20 protein-coding genes are annotated in these 20,887 nt (G+C 45.8%); 11 read left to right on the top strand and 9 right to left on the bottom strand.

The genetic code is table 11. From position 1 onward, the window contains the following. Positions 1–46: 46 nt before the first annotated feature. From AC5YBX_RS03405 to AC5YBX_RS03415, 3 genes are all read left to right on the top strand, one after another. Positions 47–1,678, top strand: coding sequence for an ABC transporter permease (locus AC5YBX_RS03405; RefSeq protein WP_494519988.1), 1,632 nt, complete (start codon positions 47–49; stop codon positions 1,676–1,678). After that, positions 1,679–2,719 (top strand): ABC transporter ATP-binding protein, encoded by a 1,041-nt coding sequence (locus AC5YBX_RS03410; protein WP_494524362.1) that lies wholly within the window; start codon positions 1,679–1,681, stop codon positions 2,717–2,719. A gap of 158 nt (positions 2,720–2,877) precedes the next feature. Continuing rightward, positions 2,878–3,825, top strand: coding sequence for a Dyp-type peroxidase (locus tag AC5YBX_RS03415; RefSeq protein ID WP_494524363.1), 948 nt, complete (start codon positions 2,878–2,880; stop codon positions 3,823–3,825). A 501-nt stretch (positions 3,826–4,326) separates the two neighbouring features. On the opposite strand, the gene argR is transcribed toward AC5YBX_RS03415, so the two are convergent. Further along, positions 4,327–4,797 carry a transcriptional regulator ArgR gene (argR, locus tag AC5YBX_RS03420; RefSeq protein ID WP_494524364.1) on the bottom strand — a complete coding sequence of 157 codons (471 nt, stop codon included), beginning with the start codon at positions 4,795–4,797 and terminating at the stop codon, positions 4,327–4,329. 376 nt (positions 4,798–5,173) lie between these two features. Between argR and mdh the strand changes: the two genes are divergently transcribed. Beyond that, complete coding sequence (gene mdh / locus AC5YBX_RS03425) at positions 5,174–6,109, top strand: malate dehydrogenase (RefSeq protein WP_494524365.1); 936 nt, start codon at positions 5,174–5,176, stop codon at positions 6,107–6,109. Positions 6,110–6,184: 75 nt separating this feature from the next. On the opposite strand, the gene ispB is transcribed toward mdh, so the two are convergent. Then, on the bottom strand, positions 6,185–7,156 hold the full coding sequence (gene ispB / locus AC5YBX_RS03430; protein ID WP_494524366.1) for an octaprenyl diphosphate synthase: 972 nt from the start codon (positions 7,154–7,156) through the stop codon (positions 6,185–6,187). 275 nt (positions 7,157–7,431) lie between these two features. Here ispB and rplU point away from each other — a divergent pair, with 275 nt between their 5' ends. The 7 genes from rplU to AC5YBX_RS03465 all read left to right on the top strand — a co-directional run bounded on the left by rplU (position 7,432) and on the right by AC5YBX_RS03465 (position 11,674). Beyond that, entirely contained in the window at positions 7,432–7,743 is a 312-nt protein-coding gene (rplU, locus tag AC5YBX_RS03435) for a 50S ribosomal protein L21 (protein WP_033537952.1), read from the top strand. Between the two features lie 14 nt (positions 7,744–7,757). Next, entirely contained in the window at positions 7,758–8,012 is a 255-nt protein-coding gene (gene rpmA, locus AC5YBX_RS03440; protein ID WP_007650346.1) for a 50S ribosomal protein L27, read from the top strand. A 220-nt stretch (positions 8,013–8,232) separates the two neighbouring features. Then, a complete protein-coding gene (gene cgtA / locus AC5YBX_RS03445; protein ID WP_494519983.1) occupies positions 8,233–9,402 on the top strand; it encodes an Obg family GTPase CgtA in 1,170 nt (389 codons plus the stop codon). A 35-nt stretch (positions 9,403–9,437) separates the two neighbouring features. After that, positions 9,438–10,199, top strand: coding sequence for a threonine/serine exporter family protein (locus tag AC5YBX_RS03450; protein ID WP_494519982.1), 762 nt, complete (start codon positions 9,438–9,440; stop codon positions 10,197–10,199). Next, on the top strand, positions 10,196–10,666 hold the full coding sequence (locus AC5YBX_RS03455) for a threonine/serine exporter family protein (RefSeq protein WP_110455963.1): 471 nt from the start codon (positions 10,196–10,198) through the stop codon (positions 10,664–10,666). Before AC5YBX_RS03450 ends, AC5YBX_RS03455 begins: the two co-directional genes overlap by 4 nt. Before the next feature lie 52 nt (positions 10,667–10,718). Beyond that, the gene (gene folA / locus AC5YBX_RS03460; RefSeq protein ID WP_494524367.1) at positions 10,719–11,201 is read left to right on the top strand and encodes a type 3 dihydrofolate reductase; all 483 of its coding nucleotides are present in this window, start codon (positions 10,719–10,721) and stop codon (positions 11,199–11,201) included. An 86-nt stretch (positions 11,202–11,287) separates the two neighbouring features. Further along, entirely contained in the window at positions 11,288–11,674 is a 387-nt protein-coding gene (locus tag AC5YBX_RS03465) for a DUF3718 domain-containing protein (protein WP_494519980.1), read from the top strand. Between the two features lie 202 nt (positions 11,675–11,876). Here the strand turns inward: AC5YBX_RS03465 and AC5YBX_RS03470 are convergent, their stop codons facing one another. The 7 genes from AC5YBX_RS03470 to lptD all read right to left on the bottom strand — a co-directional run bounded on the left by AC5YBX_RS03470 (position 11,877) and on the right by lptD (position 20,870). Then, positions 11,877–13,907 carry a methyl-accepting chemotaxis protein gene (locus tag AC5YBX_RS03470; RefSeq protein WP_494519979.1) on the bottom strand — a complete coding sequence of 677 codons (2,031 nt, stop codon included), beginning with the start codon at positions 13,905–13,907 and terminating at the stop codon, positions 11,877–11,879. Positions 13,908–14,009: 102 nt separating this feature from the next. Continuing rightward, positions 14,010–14,834, bottom strand: coding sequence for a symmetrical bis(5'-nucleosyl)-tetraphosphatase (locus AC5YBX_RS03475; protein WP_494519978.1), 825 nt, complete (start codon positions 14,832–14,834; stop codon positions 14,010–14,012). Positions 14,835–14,875: 41 nt separating this feature from the next. Continuing rightward, positions 14,876–15,256: a Co2+/Mg2+ efflux facilitator ApaG/CorD gene (apaG, locus tag AC5YBX_RS03480; RefSeq protein ID WP_475515938.1), complete on the bottom strand. Its 381-nt coding sequence runs from the start codon at positions 15,254–15,256 to the stop codon at positions 14,876–14,878. Between the two features lie 53 nt (positions 15,257–15,309). Continuing rightward, positions 15,310–16,119: a 16S rRNA (adenine(1518)-N(6)/adenine(1519)-N(6))-dimethyltransferase RsmA gene (gene rsmA / locus AC5YBX_RS03485; protein WP_475515939.1), complete on the bottom strand. Its 810-nt coding sequence runs from the start codon at positions 16,117–16,119 to the stop codon at positions 15,310–15,312. Further along, complete coding sequence (gene pdxA, locus AC5YBX_RS03490; protein ID WP_494519977.1) at positions 16,119–17,120, bottom strand: 4-hydroxythreonine-4-phosphate dehydrogenase PdxA; 1,002 nt, start codon at positions 17,118–17,120, stop codon at positions 16,119–16,121. The genes rsmA and pdxA overlap by 1 nt, the downstream gene beginning before the upstream one ends. 5 nt (positions 17,121–17,125) lie before the next feature. Beyond that, positions 17,126–18,427: a peptidylprolyl isomerase SurA gene (gene surA / locus AC5YBX_RS03495; protein ID WP_494519976.1), complete on the bottom strand. Its 1,302-nt coding sequence runs from the start codon at positions 18,425–18,427 to the stop codon at positions 17,126–17,128. A 124-nt stretch (positions 18,428–18,551) separates the two neighbouring features. Continuing rightward, complete coding sequence (gene lptD / locus AC5YBX_RS03500) at positions 18,552–20,870, bottom strand: LPS assembly protein LptD (RefSeq protein WP_494519975.1); 2,319 nt, start codon at positions 20,868–20,870, stop codon at positions 18,552–18,554. Between the last annotated feature and the right edge of the window lie 17 nt (positions 20,871–20,887).

Below are 20,887 nucleotides of genomic sequence, written 5' to 3' on the forward strand. Positions count from 1 at the left end.
AGGTTGGTCCTTGATAATTATCTGACTAAGCCAGATGAGATAACGAATGATTTTAGGTTTTGCTCGACGTTGGTCAGTGCTCAGTTACTTGATAGCAGTGATCTTAACACTGCCATTGTTAGCCATTATTGTGCAGGCGGCTGTGCCCGGTGAGGCTATATTTGCTCATCTACTCGATACCGTATTACCCACATATATCTTTAATACGTTGGCGTTGATGCTGTGTGTCTGTATTGGTGCCGTGGTATTTGCACTGCCCGCAGCTTGGTGCATTGCCCGTTGTGAGTTTCCGGGGCGCCAACTCTTCCAGTGGGCATTGTTATTACCTTTAGCTATGCCAGCCTATGTGGTGGCTTATGTGTATACCGATCTGCTCGATTATGCTGGCCCGATTCAACGAAGTTTGCGTACTTTGTTTGGTTGGCAATCGCCCCAAGACTATTTTTTCCCCGATGTACGCACCTTGATGGGTGCAGCAGTGATGTTAGCTTTAGTGTTGTTTCCCTATGTTTATCTGTTGGCTCGCACCGCATTTATGGAGCAATCCTCAAGCTTACAACATGCAGCTCGCGTGATGGGGTGCTCCCCATGGCAAGGTTTTTGGCGCTTAAGTTTACCCATGGCAAGGCCCGCATTAGCCGTTGGCGCTTCTCTGGTCGCAATGGAAACCGCAGCTGACTTTGCTACAGTAAGTTATTTTTCTGTGCCGACATTAACCACAGCGGTATATGACACTTGGCTAGGCTATGGCAGTTTATCTGCTGCCGCCAAGTTATCGGCAATTATGTTGTTGGTGATTTTTTGCATGATTGGCAGTGAGCGTTTTGCGCGCCGTAAGCAAAAGTTATTTCAGAAGCAGGCCGAGCTCAATGATCGTGACCGTTATCTGTTATCGGCACCTAAAGCATGGCTGGCAACTTTTTACTGCGCTGGTTTATTGGTGTTGGCTTTTCTACTGCCTTTTACTGTACTTGTCAGTTATGCCTGGCAATATTTTGAGGTCAGTTGGCACAACCAGTTTTTACAATATAGCTTTAACAGTCTTTACATTGCGTTATTAGTGGCCTTGAGCACTGCGGTTATTGCAGTGGTTCTGATGTTTGTTAGGCGATGTAGCCCACGGCGCAGCGACCTATTACCGTCACGTTTAGCGTCTACCGGCTATGCGCTGCCTGGTACCGTGCTGGCGATTGGGATCTTGGTGCCACTCACTTATATGGATTTTGCCATTAATGATATTTACGCCTACTTCGATGCACAAGGGCCTGGTTTACTGTTAAGCGGCAGCGTATTTGCGTTAATTTTTGCCTTTTCAATTCGCTTTGTGGCTATTGCTATTGGCAGTGTGGAGAGCAGTTACAAGCGTATAAGTCCAACGCTGGATATGGCTTCGATCACCATGGGGCTAAGACCCAACGCCTTGCTGCGTAAGGTGCACCTTCCTCTGTTACGAAAAGGCATTTTTGCTGGCGTGTTGTTGGTGTTTATCGAGTGCATGAAAGAGCTGCCTGCGGCCTTATTACTAAGGCCGGTCGGGTTTGAAAATCTTGCCACCTACGTATATCAGTTCGTGTCAGATGAACAGCTTGAGCATGGCGCTCTGGCGGCTATTGTTATTGTTCTTGTTGGTCTCATTCCGCTGATCTATTTAAACCGTTCTTTGGAGCATAATACTTAAATGTCTACCCTCAATATCGAAGATGTTCATAGTGATTACCAAGGTCTGGTGATTTTAAAAGGACTCAGCCTTAATATTCAACGGGGAGAGATTGCTGCGCTGCTAGGCCCCAGTGGCTGCGGTAAGACTACCCTGCTCAGGGCGATTGCTGGGCTGCAACCTATCTCTGCTGGCAGAATTAGTATCAATAAGCGGTTGTTGTCGGGCGATGATCACTTTGTGCCGAGTGAGCAAAGAGAAGTGGGGATGATCTTCCAAGATTATGCACTGTTTCCCCATTTAACGGTTGCCGACAATATTTTGTTTGGGGTCAAAGGATTAACTAGTGCTGAGCGACAAGCGAGATTAACTGAAATGCTAGCTCTGGTGAAACTCGATGGTTTAGCAACCCGCTATCCACACGAGTTATCTGGCGGTCAGCAACAGAGGGTATCGATTGCTCGAGCACTGGCCTATGAACCTGAGTTATTACTGCTCGATGAGCCTTTTTCTAATATAGATGCCAAAGTGCGTAATGAAATGATGCTGGAGATCCGCAGCATTTTAAAACAACGTAATGTCAGTGCAGTATTTGTGACGCACAGTAAAGATGAAGCCTTTGTATTTGCTGATAAATTAGCGCTATTTTATCAAGGAGCCATAGTGCAATATGGTTGTGCCGAAGCGCTTTACAGTGCGCCAGCCGATAAATATGTTGCTGAATTTTTAGGAGAGGGCAATTATCTTGCTGCTGAGGTGGTGGACGGTTTTACACTCTCTACGCCACTGGGGGCGATTGTCAGCACTGCACCTATGTTGTTTGATGTAGGGCATAGTGGTGAACTGTTATTGCGTCCAGAGCAAATCGATATTCATGCCAATGAGCAAGGGGAGGGGATGATCGTCGAGCGACGTTTTTTAGGCTGTAATTGTCATTATCGAGTATTGGTCGGTACACAACGCTATGATGTTCGCAGCCCCAAAAACGATTTAGCGCTTGGCCAACGGGTTCAATTAGAGGTGATCCCTCATTCCTTGGTGTTATTGTCGCGTCCTGAGTAACATATTTGTCACTCATGGTGGTTGTTCTGGTTAATAAACGTTAATCTAACCGTAAATACGGTTTCTTTTTAACGCGTTGTAGATTGTGTAATACTATTCATCATTAAAGTTTTGGACAATATTGCCGAAAATTGAAACTGACAGAGGGTAGGGTCTATATGGATAGTCAGGTTATGCCACGTGAACAGTTAGGTGTGTGTGCCGAAGGAAATTTACATAGCGTATATTTGATGTTTAATGCCGATGACGGTGTGGAATCTCAATTACGTCCTTGTGTGGCCAATGTTGCGCAGTACATTTATGAGTTATCGGACCAATATGCCGATAGCGCCTTTAATGGCTTTATCGCGATTGGCGCAAATTATTGGGACAGCTTGTATCCGCAGGTCCGTCCGGTTCAATTGAAACCGTTTCCAGCGATGAATGCCGATAATCGAGACGCGCCAGCCCACGAGTATGACCTCTTTATTCACCTTCGCTGCGATCGTTATGACATCTTGCATCTTGTGGCAAATGAAGTGTGCCAGATGTTTGAAGGTTTGGTTGAACTGGTGGATGAAGAGCGCGGTTTTCAGTTTATGGATACGCGGGACCTTACCGGTTTTGTCGATGGCACTGAAAACCCCAAAGGGCGTCATCGCCAAGATGTGGCGTTAGTGGGCGATGAAGACGCCACATTTCGTTCTGGCAGTTATGTGCATGTACAAAAGTACGCGCACAACTTAAGCAAATGGAACCGACTTCCTCAGAAAAAGCAAGAAGATATCATCGGCAGAACTAAGATTGATAATATCGAATATGCTTCGCAGGACAAACCACTCACTAGCCATACTAAGCGGGTTAATCTGAAAGATAGCCAAGGACGTTCGATGGAGATCTTAAGGCAGAGTATGCCTTATGGCTCAATGAAAGAGCAGGGATTGATGTTTATCGCGCTGTGCCGTAATTCGGAGAATTTTGAAAAAATGCTCCAGAGTATGATCCACGGTGACGGAGCGGGTAATCATGATCACTTAATGCACTTTACTCAAGCACTAACAGGCTCGGCTTTTTTTGCGCCTTCGCTGGATTTTATGCAACTGGCTGCCGCCGAAAACGGTGAGTGAATTGCGTAAGTGTAGTGCCAATGGGCTGCTGATTAACCACCGTGACCAAGTATGTCAATGCAGCTTGTGTATTGATGTAGTGATGCAAAATTGTGCGCCAAACCAGTAGTCATACAAAGCTGACTGCAATAAAATTCGACTCGGCTAGAATAGGCTCTAGTTGGCCTGTTTTCTAAGCTGGACAAGCGTAAAAAGCGATAACATCTTGCATGCTGATTAAATGCCGATAAGTTTCTCTTATCGGCATTTTTATATCTAGGCTTAGGGCTTTAAGTAATGCTTACCATGGCGAAGCAGTTGTTAATGGCTGAATAAGCGTGATAGCAACGCGATAAAAAAGACGCCATTGGCGTCTCTTATCTGCTAAGCCGAGCTGATGGCTGTTAACTCACTAGTATCAGTTTTTTGAATATTTAATATCTCGAAAAGTGACTCTTTCGAGATTGGATAAGTGACAATACGATTAATAATACAACATGCGAGATAGCAGACCGCCGTCAATTAATCTGCATAGTTAAATAATGACTTTACTGTGTTTAATGTTTTATCCACTTCTTGAATATTCGATGGGCAGATGAAAATCGTGTCATCACCAGCAATCGTTCCCAATATACCTTCAGGCTTACCTATAGAATCCAGCAGTCTAGCGATTAACTGTGCTGCTCCTGGGCTGGTTCTTACCACAATCATAGATTGATTATGGTCTACATCCAATACAAGGTTTTTCAGTGGGCTGCCAGCCGTCGGAACCCCTAGCTCTGCGGGGAGGCAGTAAACCATCTCTTGTTTGGCGTTGCGTGTACGCACAGCGCCGAACTTACTGAGCATGCGCGAGACTTTCGATTGGTTAATATTGTTATAACCTTCAGCTTGAAGTGCGGTGACGATTTCACTCTGAGATCCAAAGCGCTCCTCTTTTAAAATTGCCTTAAAGGTTTTGACGAGTTCTTCTTGGTTTTTATTAGCTTGCATAGCTTTCGCATTCATTATCCGTGAAATTGACTCATTGTGAATAGCTATGCAAAGTAAGTCAAGCATTATTCGGTCGTTGTGAATAAAAATTCACTTGTCACTTTGTGCTCTGTTGTCGATGTTGCATAATGATTAGCGGATACCTGCCTCATTTAATAGGGTTATTTTACATTGGAATGGTTCGAATGTGGATTTATTTTCGCTACAAAAAGCCATTGAGTAATCGTTAATACATGCACTTTACCTCGGCTATTTATAAAATATCTTGCTACACGACTAAGGGATAATTGAATTATTGGTGTGATTGAAGTAATGTTGCGCCATCTGTAAATTTAGATCTATGTCACATAATAACCAAGAATTAACGGAGATAACTATGAAAGTTGCTGTACTTGGTGCCGCTGGTGGTATTGGCCAGGCTCTTGCTCTACTACTTAAAACTCAATTGCCTGCCGGCTCTAAATTATCCCTTTACGATATCGCGCCAGTGACCCCTGGTGTTGCGGTTGACTTAAGCCACATCCCTACAGCGGTTGAAGTCAAAGGGTTCGCGGGCGAAGACCCAACACCAGCACTAGAAGGTGCTGATGTGGTGCTAATTTCTGCAGGTGTTGCGCGTAAGCCTGGTATGGATCGCTCAGATCTATTTAACATCAATGCAGGGATCGTTAGAAACCTTGTTGAAAAGTGTGCAGCAACTTGTCCTAAAGCGCTTATCGGTATTATTACCAATCCTGTTAACACCACCGTCGCTATCGCTGCTGAGGTACTAAAGGCTGCAGGCGTTTATGATAAAAACCGTTTATTTGGTGTCACTACCCTTGATGTTATTCGCTCTGAAACCTTCGTGGCCGAAGCCAAAGGGTTAGATGTGGCTGATGTTAAAGTCAATGTCATTGGTGGCCACAGCGGTGTAACCATTCTTCCTCTGCTTTCTCAAGTTGAAGGCGTTACTTTTAGTGATGACGAAGTCGCTGCTTTGACTACTCGTATTCAGAATGCGGGTACTGAAGTGGTTGAAGCTAAAGCCGGTGGTGGTAGTGCAACACTTTCAATGGGTCAGGCTGCGTGTCGTTTTGGTCTGTCATTGGTTCGCGGCCTTCAAGGTGAAGCGAATGTTGTGGAATGTGCCTATGTTGACGGTGGTAGTGAGCATGCAGCATTTTTCGCTCAACCAATCCTTCTAGGTAAGAACGGTGTTGAACAAGTACTGGCTTACGGTGAAGTGAGTGAGTTTGAAGCTAATGCGCGTGATGCGATGTTAGATACGCTAAAGGCTGATATTAAGCTTGGAGTCGGATTCGTTAAGTAAGCTAAACGAATCAATAAAAAAGGAGCCGATTGGCTCCTTTTTTGTTATTTAAATCTTTGCGCCATTAGTCAATCATTAGTGATTACGCGCTACGGCGATTCTAGCGAGTGATATTAGCGCTTGCTTGTAGTCACTCTCTGGCAGTATTGCTAAGGCACTAATGGCCTTATCAGCCTCTTCTAGCGCTCTTTGTTCAGTATATTTGAGTGCACCACATTGCTTGAGCGCATTGAGAATTGTCTCAATGTGACCAGAACCGTCACCTTGCTCAATCGCTTGACGAATCAAGGCTTGCTCTTCATCGGTACCATTGGCAATGGCATAGATTAGCGGTAACGTAGGCTTACCTTCGGCTAAATCATCACCAATGTTCTTTCCTAACTCTTCGGTTTCTGCTGTGTAGTCTAATAAATCATCGGTGAGCTGGAATGCTGTGCCTAAATATTTACCATAGTCAGCTAAGGCGGTTTGCACCTCAATACAGCTATCAGCCAAAACGCCTGCTAAACGGGTCGCAGCTTCAAACAGCTTTGCTGTTTTGCAATAGATGACACGCATATAGCTTTCTTCAGTGGTGTCAGGATCGTTACAGTTCATTAGCTGTAATACTTCGCCTTCTGCTAATACGTTAGTAGCATCGGCTAGGACTTCTAACACTTGCAAGCTGCCCAGCTCGGTCATCATCTGAAACGAGCGAGTATATAAAAAATCACCGACTAACACGCTTGCGCTATTACCAAAAAGTGCATTAGCTGTCTCGCGACCACGTCTTAGCATTGACTCATCTACCACGTCATCATGCAGTAATGAAGCGGTATGAATAAATTCAACGATTGCAGCCAGCTTGATATGAGCTTCACCGTCATAGGCAATCGCACGAGCCGCCAGAATGGATAGCAGTGGGCGCATTCTCTTGCCCCCGCCATTGATAATATAGAATCCAAGTTGGTTAATTAGGGCTACATCTGACTCCAACTGTTTATAGATCAGTTGATCGACGGCTTTCATATCAGCATCAGCCAGCTGACGAATGGCGTTCAAATCCATATTAGGCTCTACTTCTAGTGGTATTTTGTAATTCAGGCAGCCCAAATTAAGGCAAAAATGTTATAGTATTGAGATTCTACCTAAAAATGTCGAGTAAGGCATTATTAGAAGACTAATGTGAGAGTAATTCCGATCTTTTTTTGATCAAAGTGAATTAGGGCTTGTCAGCCTAATGAACTTAGCGTAAACTCCGCGACCATTGTCATTAAAGCTTTTATAGCGCCCAGCCTAACATTAAAAGGTCTGCGTGCTTGAAATATCGGAGTAAAATAGCTATGTACGCTGTTTTTCAAAGTGGTGGTAAGCAGCACCGTGTTGCTGAAGGCCATACAGTTCGTTTAGAGAAATTAGAAGTCGCTACAGGCGAAACTATCGAATTTGACCAAGTTCTTTTGGTTGCTGATGGTGAGACTGTACACGTTGGTGCACCTTTAGTTGAAGGTGGTAAGGTTGTTGCTGAAGTTGTCAGCCATGGCCGTGGCGAAAAGGTAACTATCGTTAAGTTCCGTCGTCGTAAGCACCACGATAAGAAGATGGGCCACCGTCAGTGGTTCACCGAAGTTAAAATTACTGCTATCAACGCTTAATAGGAGTCTAACTCATGGCACATAAAAAAGCTGGCGGTTCTACTCGTAACGGCCGCGATTCAGAAAGTAAACGTCTTGGTGTTAAGCGTTTCGGTGGTGAATCAGTTCTTGCTGGTAACATCATTGTTCGCCAACGTGGTACTAAATTCCACGCAGGTGTTAACGTAGGTATTGGTCGTGACCATACTCTATTTGCACTAACTGACGGTAAAGTTAAGTTTGAAGTTAAAGGTCCTAATAACCGCAAGTTCATTAGTATCGAAGCTTAACTCTTAGTTCACCTAAGATAGTTTATAAAGCCCTGCCTCTGGTAGGGCTTTATTGTTTATAAATCTGGTGAAATGAGCCGGTTACGCTGCTCCAGCACCAGTAAAACATTGAACCCTCAAACCTGTGTATCTCGTTTGAAGTTCAATACAGAAATTGTTTTTTGGCGGTACGATTAGATTGGCAGTATAATCGGTCTATTGTGTGGTGCCTGGAGTTGGTATGAAGTTTGTCGATGAAGCTGTGATCAGAGTAGAAGCTGGTGATGGTGGTAGTGGTTGCGTTAGTTTTAGACGTGAAAAATATGTGCCTGATGGTGGCCCAGACGGTGGTGATGGTGGTGATGGTGGTAGTGTTTATCTGCAAGCAGATGAAAACCTTAATACCCTAATCGACTATCGCTTTGAGCGTTTTCATTTTGCCGAGCGTGGTAAAAATGGCCGTGGCCGTGATTGTACTGGCCACAGTGGTCAAGATCTTATCCTTAAGGTGCCAGTCGGGACCCGCGCCATTGATGAAGAGACTCAAGAGGCATTAGGCGATCTCAAGACCCATGGTCAAAAACTGCTAGTGGCAAAAGGGGGCTTCCACGGCCTAGGTAATACGCGCTTTAAGAGCAGTACCAACCGTGCGCCAAGACAGAAAACCCTTGGTACGCCAGGTGAAGTACGTAGCTTGCGCTTAGAGCTGATGTTACTTGCCGATGTGGGCTTATTGGGTATGCCCAATGCGGGCAAATCAACCTTTATTCGCGCCGTGTCTCGTGCAAAGCCTAAAGTGGCTGACTATCCGTTTACCACATTGGTTCCTAACCTTGGTGTGGTGACGCCGCGTCATGGGCAGAGCTTTGTGATTGCGGATATTCCCGGCTTAATCGAGGGCGCCGCAGAAGGTGCCGGTTTGGGTATTCGCTTCTTGAAACACCTCGAGCGTTGCCGAGTGCTGCTGCATATTTTGGATATTGATCCTATCGATGGCAGCGACCCTGTTGATTCAGCCCGTGCAATTGTTGCCGAGCTTGAAAAGCATTCTCCATTGCTGGCGAGTAAGCCGCGTTGGTTAGTGTTTAACAAGACAGATCTGCTCCTTGAAGAAGAGATCCAAGAGCGAGTAGAGCGTATTGTTAAAGAGTTAGACTGGAAAGGCGAAGTCTTTACTATCTCTGCGTATAATCGCGAAGGCACCCAAGAACTTAGCTTGAAGTTGATGGACTTTATTGCTGCGCTACCTGAAGAGGTAGAAGCGGATCCTGATGCTGAAGTTGAATTCAAGTGGGATAATTATCATCAACAGACTCAAGATGTTGTCAACGAAGATTATAATGGCGATGACTTGGATGATGATGACTTTGACGATGATGATTATGATGTTGAGATCATCTATCAAAGGTAAGCTTAGCTTATTATCGCTTTCATTCTGAGAACCACGTGTACGCAGATACTCAAAATGATATTACTCGGCAAGTTGTCCGGGTTGCCCAACTTTTGCTAGCCTATGGCGCTGAATCTGAACTCATTGAAGAGATCAGCCAGCGCCTCGGTTTGGCATTAGGGTTGGCTAGTGTTGAAATATCCATCTCCTCTAACTCCCTCGTGCTAACCAGCTTAGTGCATGGGCGGTGTATTACCACCACGCGTCGAATTCGCGAACATGGCATAAATATGACCATTATCTGCGAACTACAGCGCATCTGTTTATTAACTGAGAAGGGCATATACGGCTTAAATGAAGTGCGTAAGCGCGTATCTCGTATACAAGCTAAAAGCTACCCTAAGCGCTATTTAATCCCCATGATTGGCTTATCCTGTGGCAGTTTTTGTCACCTATTTGGTGGCGATATGGTAGCGATAATAATCACCATCTTTGCCGCCTCGCTAGGCATGTTTGTGCGCTTAGCCATTGCTAAGCGTCATTTCAATTTATTGGTGAACTTTGCCGTCACTGCCTTTGTGACAACCTTAGTGGCGCAAATGGGCTATCACTTTGATCTTACCAGTACACCAAAGTTACCTATGGCGGCGAGTGTGTTAATGTTGGTGCCGGGCTTTCCGATGATTAATGCGATTTCAGATATGGTTAAGGGACACCTTAACGTGGGGATCTCGCGTTGGGGGCATGCCACTTTATTGACTGTTTCCTCGGTGATCGGCATAACTATCGCGATGCAATTAGGTGGGTTATTCCTTTGATAGAACTCTTACTAAAATTGGCAAACGATGCGCTGTTTTCATCGATTCCGGCGGTAGGTTTTGCCATGGTATTTAACGTGCCGAAACGCTTTTTACCTTATTGTGCGTTAGCCGGCGCAACGGGCCACAGCGTCAGAACCTTGTTATTACATATTAACTTACCTATTGAATGGGCCACGTTTGTGGCGGCTGCATTGGTCGGCGTATTGACGATTAGCTTTGCCAAACGTCATCTTGCGCCACCTTTAATGTACGCAGTAGCGGCTATCATACCTATGATCCCAGGTACTTATGCTTACAATACTGTTATTGCGTTAGTGCAGCTGTCTGCCCAGTCGCAGGTGAGTCCAGAGTTGACTGCTGAAGTGATCAGTAATGGTTTAAAAACGGTATTTATACTCGGTGCATTGTCTGTCGGCTTAGCGATGCCCAGTCTGCTCTATTTTCGCACCCGTCCAGTCATTTAATCCTGTTGATATAATCCGTTTTAATTAAGCGGCCGAGACCGTTGGAGCTAATATGAAAATTGCTATGATTGCCGCGATGGCCAATAACCGTGTGATAGGCAAAGATAATCAGATGCCATGGCATCTGCCTGAAGATCTGCGCCATTTTAAGGCCATGACCTTAGGTAAACCGGTAGTGATGGGGCGTAAGACCTATGAATCCATCGGTCGTCCGTTACCTGGGCGCTACAACATTGTGATTAGTCGTCAGGTCGGACTTACTATTGAGGGCGTGACCTGCGTCGATTCATTTGATGCTGCGCTGCAAGTGGCTGGTGATGGCGATGAGCTCGTTATCATTGGTGGTGGTCAGTTGTATCAGGCGTTATTGCCCAGAGCCGATAAACTCTATTTGACCGAGATTAATCTTGATGTTGAAGGGGATACGTTTTTTCCTGATTGGGATGATGGATCGTGGGAGCGAGTGACCACTGAAACACATATGAATGAGAAAGGTTTAGAGTATCGCTTTATCAACTTGGTAAAAAAATGTTAACGTGTGGGTGCTATCCTAAGTAGTCTTAGCGTAAATGTTACCGTTTATGCTATTGAAAAAAATAATAAATATTATAGGAGTACCCCATGCGTCTGTTACCTACGACGATTGCAGTGATATTAGTGGCCTCATCTTATGCGGTGCCAGTAAAAGCCAACGATCAACTAGCTGCCAATATTTGTAATTACGTTCAAGCGGATGATAAAAATCGCTTACGTAAAAAGCTGAAAGAGACTCGTGTAAAACTGCGTAACGTCTACCAAGATATCTCCTGCGATGGTGATAGCTTGTTACGCTTTGCGATGAAAAGTGGCGCTAATGACGTGGGAGCCTTTGTCGCGAAGCGTCTCTCTGCCGAGGATTTGGCCAGTAAAGAAGCTGATGGTCAAAGTATTCTTGAATGGGCTGAGGCTAACGATCATAGTGCGTTGGCGATGACCTCTGCAATTAAAGAACGGATTGCTGGAAGCTAACCTTATACCTAATCTAGAGTTATAAGTATCAAGCCATAAAAAACCGGACTAACAGTCCGGTTTTTTTGGGGTTAATGTTTATCGAGTCATCGCTCCCATCACACTATTATTTCATTGGATAAGTGCAATGAAAGCAGTGCTTTTTTAGCGCCTATAAGCGCCGTTAATCAGGCTTTAGCGAGCGCGAGTAGCGTCATAAGCACTAGACTTTAAACTCGCCTACAGAGGCTTGTAGCTCCTCTGCTAATCGTGCCACCTGATGGCTCGACTGCGCAGTTTGATCTGCACCAATCGCGGTCTCTTCTGAGATGGCGGCGATATGTTCAAGCTTCTCAGACACCTGTTGGCTGACAATGTTTTGTTCTTGCGCCGCATTAGCAATATGGGTGCCTGAATCATGGGCGCGATGCACTGCATGGTTAATGCTTTCGAGCGCGAGGTTAGCTTGCTCTGTTTTCTCTACGCAATGACTGGCTTGCTCTCGTCCTAGTTCCATCACTGATACCGCTTGCTGTGCCCCTTGTTGCAAGACTTCAATCATCTGCTGGATCTCTTGAGTCGAGTCTTGTGTGCGCGAGGCTAAGCTGCGGACCTCATCGGCGACCACGGCAAACCCGCGGCCCTGTTCGCCGGCCCGCGCGGCTTCGATGGCGGCGTTTAATGCCAGTAAATTGGTTTGTTCTGCGATACCGCGGATCACATCCAATATTGAGCCAATCGCGGCGCTGTCAGAATGCAGTTTATTGATCACTTGACCGGCTTTGGTCACTTCCTCGGCTAAGGCTAAAATCGTACGCTTATTGTCATCGGCTATGGTGCGCATATGCTGAGCTTCTTCATCGGCACTTTTTATCTGGCTCAATGCATCATCGGCACTGCTGGTGACTTGCATTGCACTTGAACTTAACTGCGTCGTCGCAGCGGCGACCTGATCGACCTGATTTTTTTGCTCTTGAATACCCGCAGTAGTCTGCGCTGTGATGGCTGATGTCTGCTCAGCTGCGGCGGCCAGCTGATTAGATCTATCCAAAATGCCTTGAATAAGCGTGCGTAAACTATCGACTAAGCGATTACAGTTGCGCGATAACTCGGAAAATTCATCATGGCCCGAATCATCCAATTTATGGGTGAGGTTACCTGATGCGAGAATATCGAGTGCATTATTGACCTCGCCCAATGAGCGGGTCAGTGGGCGGATCACCGCAATGCTCACCATGATAGCGACGATTATGGCGATCACAACCAGTGCCATGGTGCTATAGCTGGCACTGTCGATATCATCTATGGCCTTGTTACTGATGCTTTGAGAGATGTTTTCAATCGACTGATTCAGGTTACTCATGCCTTGATTAACAGTATCGACGTCGGTTTCAACTTTGCTCAATAGATCGGTCGCGGCTATGTCAAAATCCAGTTGTTTCCCCTTTTGTAGCTGGATGGCATTGGGGCCATCAAGTATCACGAGGACTTTAGTTGCTTCTTGGTTAATATTGTCGAGCACCTGCTGGTCGATAACGCCCTCCCAGTGCCGACTCACATAGGCTAGCTTGTTACTAGCATCGCTTAAAATGTAACCTATTTCTTTGGTGATGGTGTCATATTTAGCTTTATCGTTAGTATTAACCAGATCATAACTGCTAGTGATGAGGTTACTAAAGCTGTTATCGATATTACTGGCGGTGGCTGCAATTTCACGTTCGGTAGGATCTTCGCTGATCTCCAGATCGATAAGATCCAGCAGCAATGAAGCGGTGTCATCGGCTGCCACTTCCAAGTCGTCGAGCGTAGCAAGCAAAGCTTCTTGCGTTTGTAGCGACTGTAAACGCGCCGAGATCATTTTTTGGCTATCATCTTCAAAAGCTTGATAACTGGTTTTAAGGGCGGCAATTTGTGTATCGAGCTCTTGCCCTTGTTGCAGCCCTTGAATAATGGTTTGTAAGTTATTTAGCTCGCTAATAAACCCTTTAGCATCTTCGTCGAACCTTGTCTGGATCTGTGGTAGTTGGGCCGAATGCGTACTGTGGTAAGCCTCTAATAGTTGTTTTTCTTGTAGGGCGAGACTTTGTGTCAGGTGGTTACTGCTCTCTAGCGCCGGAAGGCTCAGCTCTTGCAGCACCAAGGTGCTGCTCTTGATATTATTATTGGTGATTAACGAGGCAACGCCTAATGTGATTAACAATAAAGTGACAATGCTAAATCCGCCAATCACTCTTGCGGCGACATTTAATTTCATAGGGGACTCCGATTTTTTTGTTGTTATATCCCGAATTACCAATATTTTAATAGGGTTGGCAGGGCTGTTACTCTAGCTCTATCGGCCAGTTAGTACTTTATCTTAACCTTTTTTTAACTTGTTTTGGGTGATTTTTTGGTTTGATTCTAAGTGCCAGAGGGTTAAATGTTGACCCCAGCAACAGCCAGTGTCTAATGCTTTAAGCGCTGGATGAGCCACTTTCCCCATTAATGAGGCCCAGTGGCCAAACACTAAAGTATGGGTTTGCGCCGCTAAATTGGGAAGTGCAAACCATGGCACTAAGCCTGGGTGACTGTCACTGTCGGGGGGCTGTTTACAGTCGAAGTCTAAACGACCGTCATGGTGTAAATAACGCATACGGGTGAGAGCGTTAATACAATAGATTTTTCGCTCAAGCGCCGGCATAGATAATGACCAAGTATCGACATCATTGGTGTACATCTTGGCGATAAGCTCGGTTAAATAATCGGGGCGTTGTAGGGCTTCATGTACGCTACGGGCTTCTTGTATGGCGGTTTGTGCGTTCCATTGCGGTGGCACACCCGCATGGGTCATCAGTAATTTGTGTTCACTATGTTGTCGCACCAGTGGCTGTATTCTCAGCCAGTCGATCAGATGGTTAATGTCGCTGGCCGCGAGCAAAGCGTCAAGTTTGTCACTGGGTTTAGGGCGCTTAAGTTTGCCATGTAAGGCTAGCAAATGCAGGTCATGGTTACCCAGCACAGGTTGAGCAGCGCCATCTAATGATTTGATATACCTTAATGTTTCTAGTGACTTATCACCTCTGGCAACCATATCGCCAACCACCCAAAGCTCATCTTTTGATGGGTTAAAATCGACCTGACTCAATATGGCTTGTAGTTCATCAAAACAGCCTTGTATATCGCCGATAAAATAGGTGGCCATCAATTACTCATTTAGTTGGAGGATATAAGAAGTTAAGTACGCTAGTGTATGAGCCCGGGCGCAGCTAAGCGAAAGGGCGCGATGGGGGCTTTAAATTCACGGCCATCTTTTGTGACCATCACATAATGACCTTCCATCACGGCGAAAGGGGTCTCACACACGGTACCACTGGTATATTGGTAGGCGGTGTTCGGTGCAATGGTTGGCGTTTCGCCGACCACGCCTGCACCTTGCACTTCGCTATAATGACCATTGGCATCGGTAATACACCACATACGGCTGATTAGGGTGACGTCTTGCTCACCTAAATTGATAATAGTGATGGTATAGCTAAAGAGGTAACGGTCTTCTGCGGGGGATGACTGCTCTTCGATATATTCAGTTTTAACCTCAATTTTAATTGAGGATTCAAGTGGTTTCATTGAATGTCCTAAATGTAACAGAGAGTGCGGGGAGCTATTCCCCGCGAAGAGACTTAGCCGTTTTTCTTGTCGATGACTAAGTTAGCCATGGCAACGTACTGCTCAACCGTTATCTGCTCTGGGCGTTTGGTCGCATCAATATTGAGCGAAGCAAAGTCTTCATCAGATAGCATCTGTTTGAGATTATTACGCAGCGTCTTGCGGCGCATATTAAATGCGGTCGTACACAGGTGTCTTAATAAGTCGACATCTTTACATGGCCAAGGCTTATTCTTATAAGGCACTAAGCGTACTACGGCCGAGTCAACTTTTGGCGGTGGGGTAAAACATCCCGGTGGCACCTCTAACACAGGCATCACTTGGCAAAAATATTGCGCCATCACCGTTAGGCGACCATAGGCCTTAGTGCCGGGCGAGGCCGATAGACGCAGCACCACTTCTTTTTGCAGCATGAAATGCATATTTTCAATATGCTCTGCAAACTCAAATAGGTGGAACATTAATGGTGTCGAGATGTTGTAAGGCAAGTTGCCAAACACCTTCATCTGCTTGCCTTCTTCCACGAGCTGGTTAAAGTCAAACTTAAGCGCATCACCTTGGTGGATCTCGAGTTTATCTTTAAGAAATGGATGGGTTTTAAGCCGCTCAACCAAGTCTTTATCGAGTTCAACCACGGTCAGCTTGTCGATGCTTTCGGCAACAGGTTCTGTCAATGCCGCTAGGCCTGGACCAATTTCAACCATGACATGGTCATTGTCGGGGGCAATCGCGCCAACAATTCGATTGATCACATTGCTGTCGGTCAAAAAGTTTTGTCCGAAGCGTTTTCTTGCGGTGTGGCCTAAATGTACTTTATTACTCATTACTTCTCTTTTTGTGACTCGTTCGTAGTGGCTAATTCAATAGCCTTGTTTAACGCGCAGACAAAGCTACCTATTTCGGCTTCACCTGTACCAGCAAGGGCTAATGCCGTGCCATGGTCGACGGAGGTGCGAATATAGGGCAAGCCTAAGGTGATATTAACCGCACTGCCAAATCCTCGTGACTTGAGTACTGGCAGGCCTTGGTCGTGATACATGGCCAAGACAACGTCGGCATCTTCTAAATATTTAGGTTGAAATAGGGTATCGGCAGGCAAGGGGCCCACCAGACTCATGCCTTGCTCACGCAGCTCTTCTAATGCTGGACTGATAACATCTATCTCTTCTCGGCCTAAGTGGCCATCTTCTCCTGCATGCGGATTGAGTCCACAGACATATATTTTGGGGTTTTGTAAGCCAAATTTATTCACCAAATCATGGTGTAAAATGTTGATAATTTGATGCAGGCGATCGCGAGTGATCGCTTTAGACACATACGCCAGCGGAATATGAGTGGTCACTAAGGCGACCTGTAATCCGGGGGCGGCCAATAACATCACCACATCTTGGCAGTTTGCCTGATGGGCGAAAAATTCGGTGTGGCCACTAAATGGAATACCCGCTTGATTGATAATCCCTTTGTGCACAGGGCCCGTTACGACGGCATCAAATTCGCCGCTCATATTCTTGTCGCCAGCGTAACTTAATGTGTCAATCACATAGCTGCTGTTTTGTTCGTCAAGCTTGCCGCATACAGATTCGGTGACCAAGGGAAAAGGTACAATGGTCAAGGTGCCTGCTTCTTGAGGTTTAGGGGCTTGATTTGGCTGATAAGGACGCAGCTGGATCGGTAAGCCAATTTTTTTGGCTCTGGCCTTCAATAAAGCCGGATCGGCACAAACAACAAGCTCAGCGGGCCAAGCACGCTGAGCAAGTTGGATGACTAATTCTGGTCCCACGCCAGCCGGTTCGCCCGGCGTGATTGCGATACGTTTAGTCGTCAATATGATTAACCTCGGTTAAAGTCGGCATCAAATACTTCGATGTAAGCTTCCGCTCGCATCTCATCCAGCCAGTTTTGCAGTTCTTCATTAAACTTGCGACGGAAAATCAGTTGATGAGCACGATTAGTATTGAACTTGTCTGTCGCGTCAGTCTTACGTTTTTCTTCAAGCTGTACTATGTGCCAGCCATGACTGGAGCGAAATGGCTCACTGATTTCATTAATTTGTAGAGAGTTCAAGGTTTGTGCAAATGCAGGCACATAAACCGCAGGATCAGCCCAACCTAGCTCGCCACCTTTGGCGGCAGAACCTGGGTCTTCACTGTATTGACGCGCTAAATCGGCAAAATCGACATCTCCGGCACGCAGTTGCTGCACAAAGTTGTCGAGCATGGCCTTAGCGCGCTCTTCCGACAGGATTGGCGATGGTTTAATTAGAATATGGCGAGAGCGAACCTCATCAACCTCTTGGGTTTGTAGGCCGCGCGCATCCATGACCTTGATAATGTGGAAACCCGCACCGCTGCGAACAGGGCCAATAATGTCATTGGTTTTGGCACCCGCCAGTAGTTCAGCAAACAGCGTTGGCATTTCATTGATGTTCATGTAGTCCCAAATACCGCCTTCAAGTGCTTTAGGACCCGCCGATGACGCAATGGCGGTTTGCTTGAAGTCGGCGCCATCTTGCAGACGTTTCAATACGATATTGGCCCGTTTACTGGCACTGTCTAACTGTTCGCTATTGGGGTTGCTTGGTACTTCAATTAAGATGTGACCAATTTGAAACTCCACCTGCTGCATGCCTTGTTCTTCAATCAATTTAACTAGGCTACTGATCTCTTGTGGCGATACTTGAATACGGCGCTGAACCTGAATGCGTTGGATTTCACCTAAGGTGATCTCTTCACGTAATTGTTCGCGATATTGTGCCCAGCTCAAGCCGTCGGCTGCAATTTTGGCTTGCATGTCGGCTACGGTGATATTTTGTTCTCTAGCAATATTCTCAATGGTTTGATCTAGCTGTAAGTCACCAATGTGAAGGCCGATACGGTCTGCCATTTGCAACTGTAAGCGGGTCATGATCAGCCGCTCAATCACCTGGGTACGAAGGGCTTCGTCAGAGGGTAACGCTTGGCCTGCAGCTTCTGCGTTCGCTTTGACTGTGTTTAGCATGTTGGTGATTTCGCTTTCCAGCACAATCCCTTCGTTAATTTGTACTGTCACGCGGTCTAATGGCTGTGCGGCCATAACGCTGTGGCTCATCGCCAATGTGAGTAACGCAATAATCAGTTGTTTACAGGGTCTCATCCACAAAAATCCTTGGCATATTGAGGTCGTTTGTCATTGTTGACCGACCACTTAATTCGATTATTTTGATTGGACTACAAGTCCGTATCTAGGTTCAGCAAAAGAGTAACTAATTTATTGAACCCTAGTTTTTCAAGTAGAGCGGCTTACGATAATTAAACAAACCATCATCGAGCATATCAGCCACACCTAATGGGCCTGAACCACCTAAACCTTTGATAACAAAATTCAGGTAGAAGCCATGCTCAAACAGTTCTCGATCATCAATGGTGGGTTCTAAATTATCATCGTAGTTGGTCTTAATGCGATAATGATAACTTAAGCGTAGCGCCCAGCAACAAGATTCATATTGAAACCCGGTATAGGTTTCAACACTTCGGCTTTCATTGAGGTCATAATACCAGTTGCCAACAATATACAAGTTGTCACTGATTGGCCATGCGCCGCGCACACCTGTTTGTGACACATTAACCGATTCATTGGTGTTGCTGTTAATTAAATCGGGTACATAGCGGTAACTTAACTGCAGTAGTTTATTGGTCTCGGGTCGAAAATCTAATGTGACTTCACTCTTTTTATTTTCACTATTTTCGGTGTCGTATTGAATAGCGCCGCTCATAAACCAATCATTATAGAGTTGCGTATTCAGCTCTGCCGCTAATACCGAGTTAGAGGTATTTTCTTGTTGAAAGCTCTGGTTAGGTTGCGACACCTCGGTGAGGCCGACTTTACTGTCTTCAAAGTAATAAATTTGGCCAATACTGAACTGAAAGGTCTCACGGTTATGCTCATCAAACAGGCGTGTGGTTAACCCGAGTGTCATTTGATTCGCATCGGCAATACGGTCGAGGCCTGAAAAACGGCGATCCCGAAACAGACCATAGTAGTCATCTTGCAGCAAGGCGGTATCGTAGATACCAATTTGCGATTGATCTTCATAGCCGACATACAGGTATTGAAATTGAGGCTCTAATGTTTGACGGTAGTTGACATTAAAATAGTCGGTATAACGCTCAAAATTGATCTGCCCATGCAGGCGCACCTGAGGTAAGGTGCGGCTCACGCTACTGGCTAGCTCAGAATCAGGATTATTATCGGTATCTTGCCAGTAGTTGGTCTGCAGCAGTTTAATTTCGCTGGTTAATGAGCCCGCGGGACCATGAATTGGCAAGGATATACTGGGCTCTAGGTGCAGGCGATTAGCACTATTATACTGATTGTCTTTATGGCGAAAGTTGCTCGCTTCGGCCAGTAGATTAACATCTAAGCCACTCCACAGCTCTGGACTGCGGTAATTGAGCCCCACTTGCGGCATCACCTGATATGGCGATTCATCTTCGCCTAATACCTTAATATCTTGTACTCTGGCAGTGATATCCCAGTTGTTCTCAAAGTAGGCTATCTCACCAATGCGTGACAGTTGGTTATCGGTGGCGCGCAATACGTCCGATTTCAGATCGTTAAAGTAATTATTATCAGAGACATCGGTAAAATTGGCTAATACGCGCCAATTCTCATCCACGGCGCCTTTATGTTGCCAGTGATATAAGTAACGGTCAGAGCGATTAGTCAGTAGGTTGTCGTTGGCTAAATATTCAACATTTAAGCCGCCTTGCTGGGCTTCACCAGCCAGATAACGGAACTCCGTTTTTAAGAACAGACCGCGCGCGGACATGTAATGCGGCGTGAAGGTGAAATCGTATTCGGGAGCGATATTCCAATAATAAGGGGTCGCAAGTTCAACCCCATTGGTGGTGCTGGTACTAAATAACGGAAACAGGAAGCCTGACTTGCGTTTATCCGAGACGGGTATCGTCATGTAAGGTAGATAAAAAACCGGTACGCCAGCAATTCTTAACTTGGCATCCCACAGTTCGCCCCACTCTTCGGTGCTGTCAATTTTAATGGTTTCAGCTTCAAGCAACCAAGAAGTATCGCCCGGAGGACAGGTGGTGAAATTGGTATTGCTCAGATGCAGGTTATTATCTTGAGTGATTTGCAGTTTTTCAGCATCGCCATGAATCTGCTGCCCATGCAGCCAATATTGGGCACCGCTTAATTCGGCGCTATTAGTGCGCATTTGCGCGCTCAATGAGTCGGCGGTAACGGTAAACATACTGTCTTGAAACACCAAGTTACCGTTGGCATCTAAGCGTTCGTTGGCTTGATCTAGCGTTGCGTTATCGGCTGCAATGTGCCGCCCGCCTTGGCTGAAAGAGACATCGCCGCTAAAGGTTGCCTTATCGCCTAACTTAGCCTCAGTGGTGTTTGAAATGATTTTTATTTGCTGTAAATCGAGTGGCACATCAGCGCTATTGGCATCTGGAATAGGCACGGGAGGTTCCACAAGACATTGTGTGTCGGTATCGACGGCGCGATCTAATTCGTCTGCTAGGACTAGGTGTGGAAGCAGTATTAAAGCCAATAAGTAACGGATATGCATCTTTATCGTTTTTGTGA

It is taken from the genome of Shewanella sp. 492 (assembly GCF_059338445.1).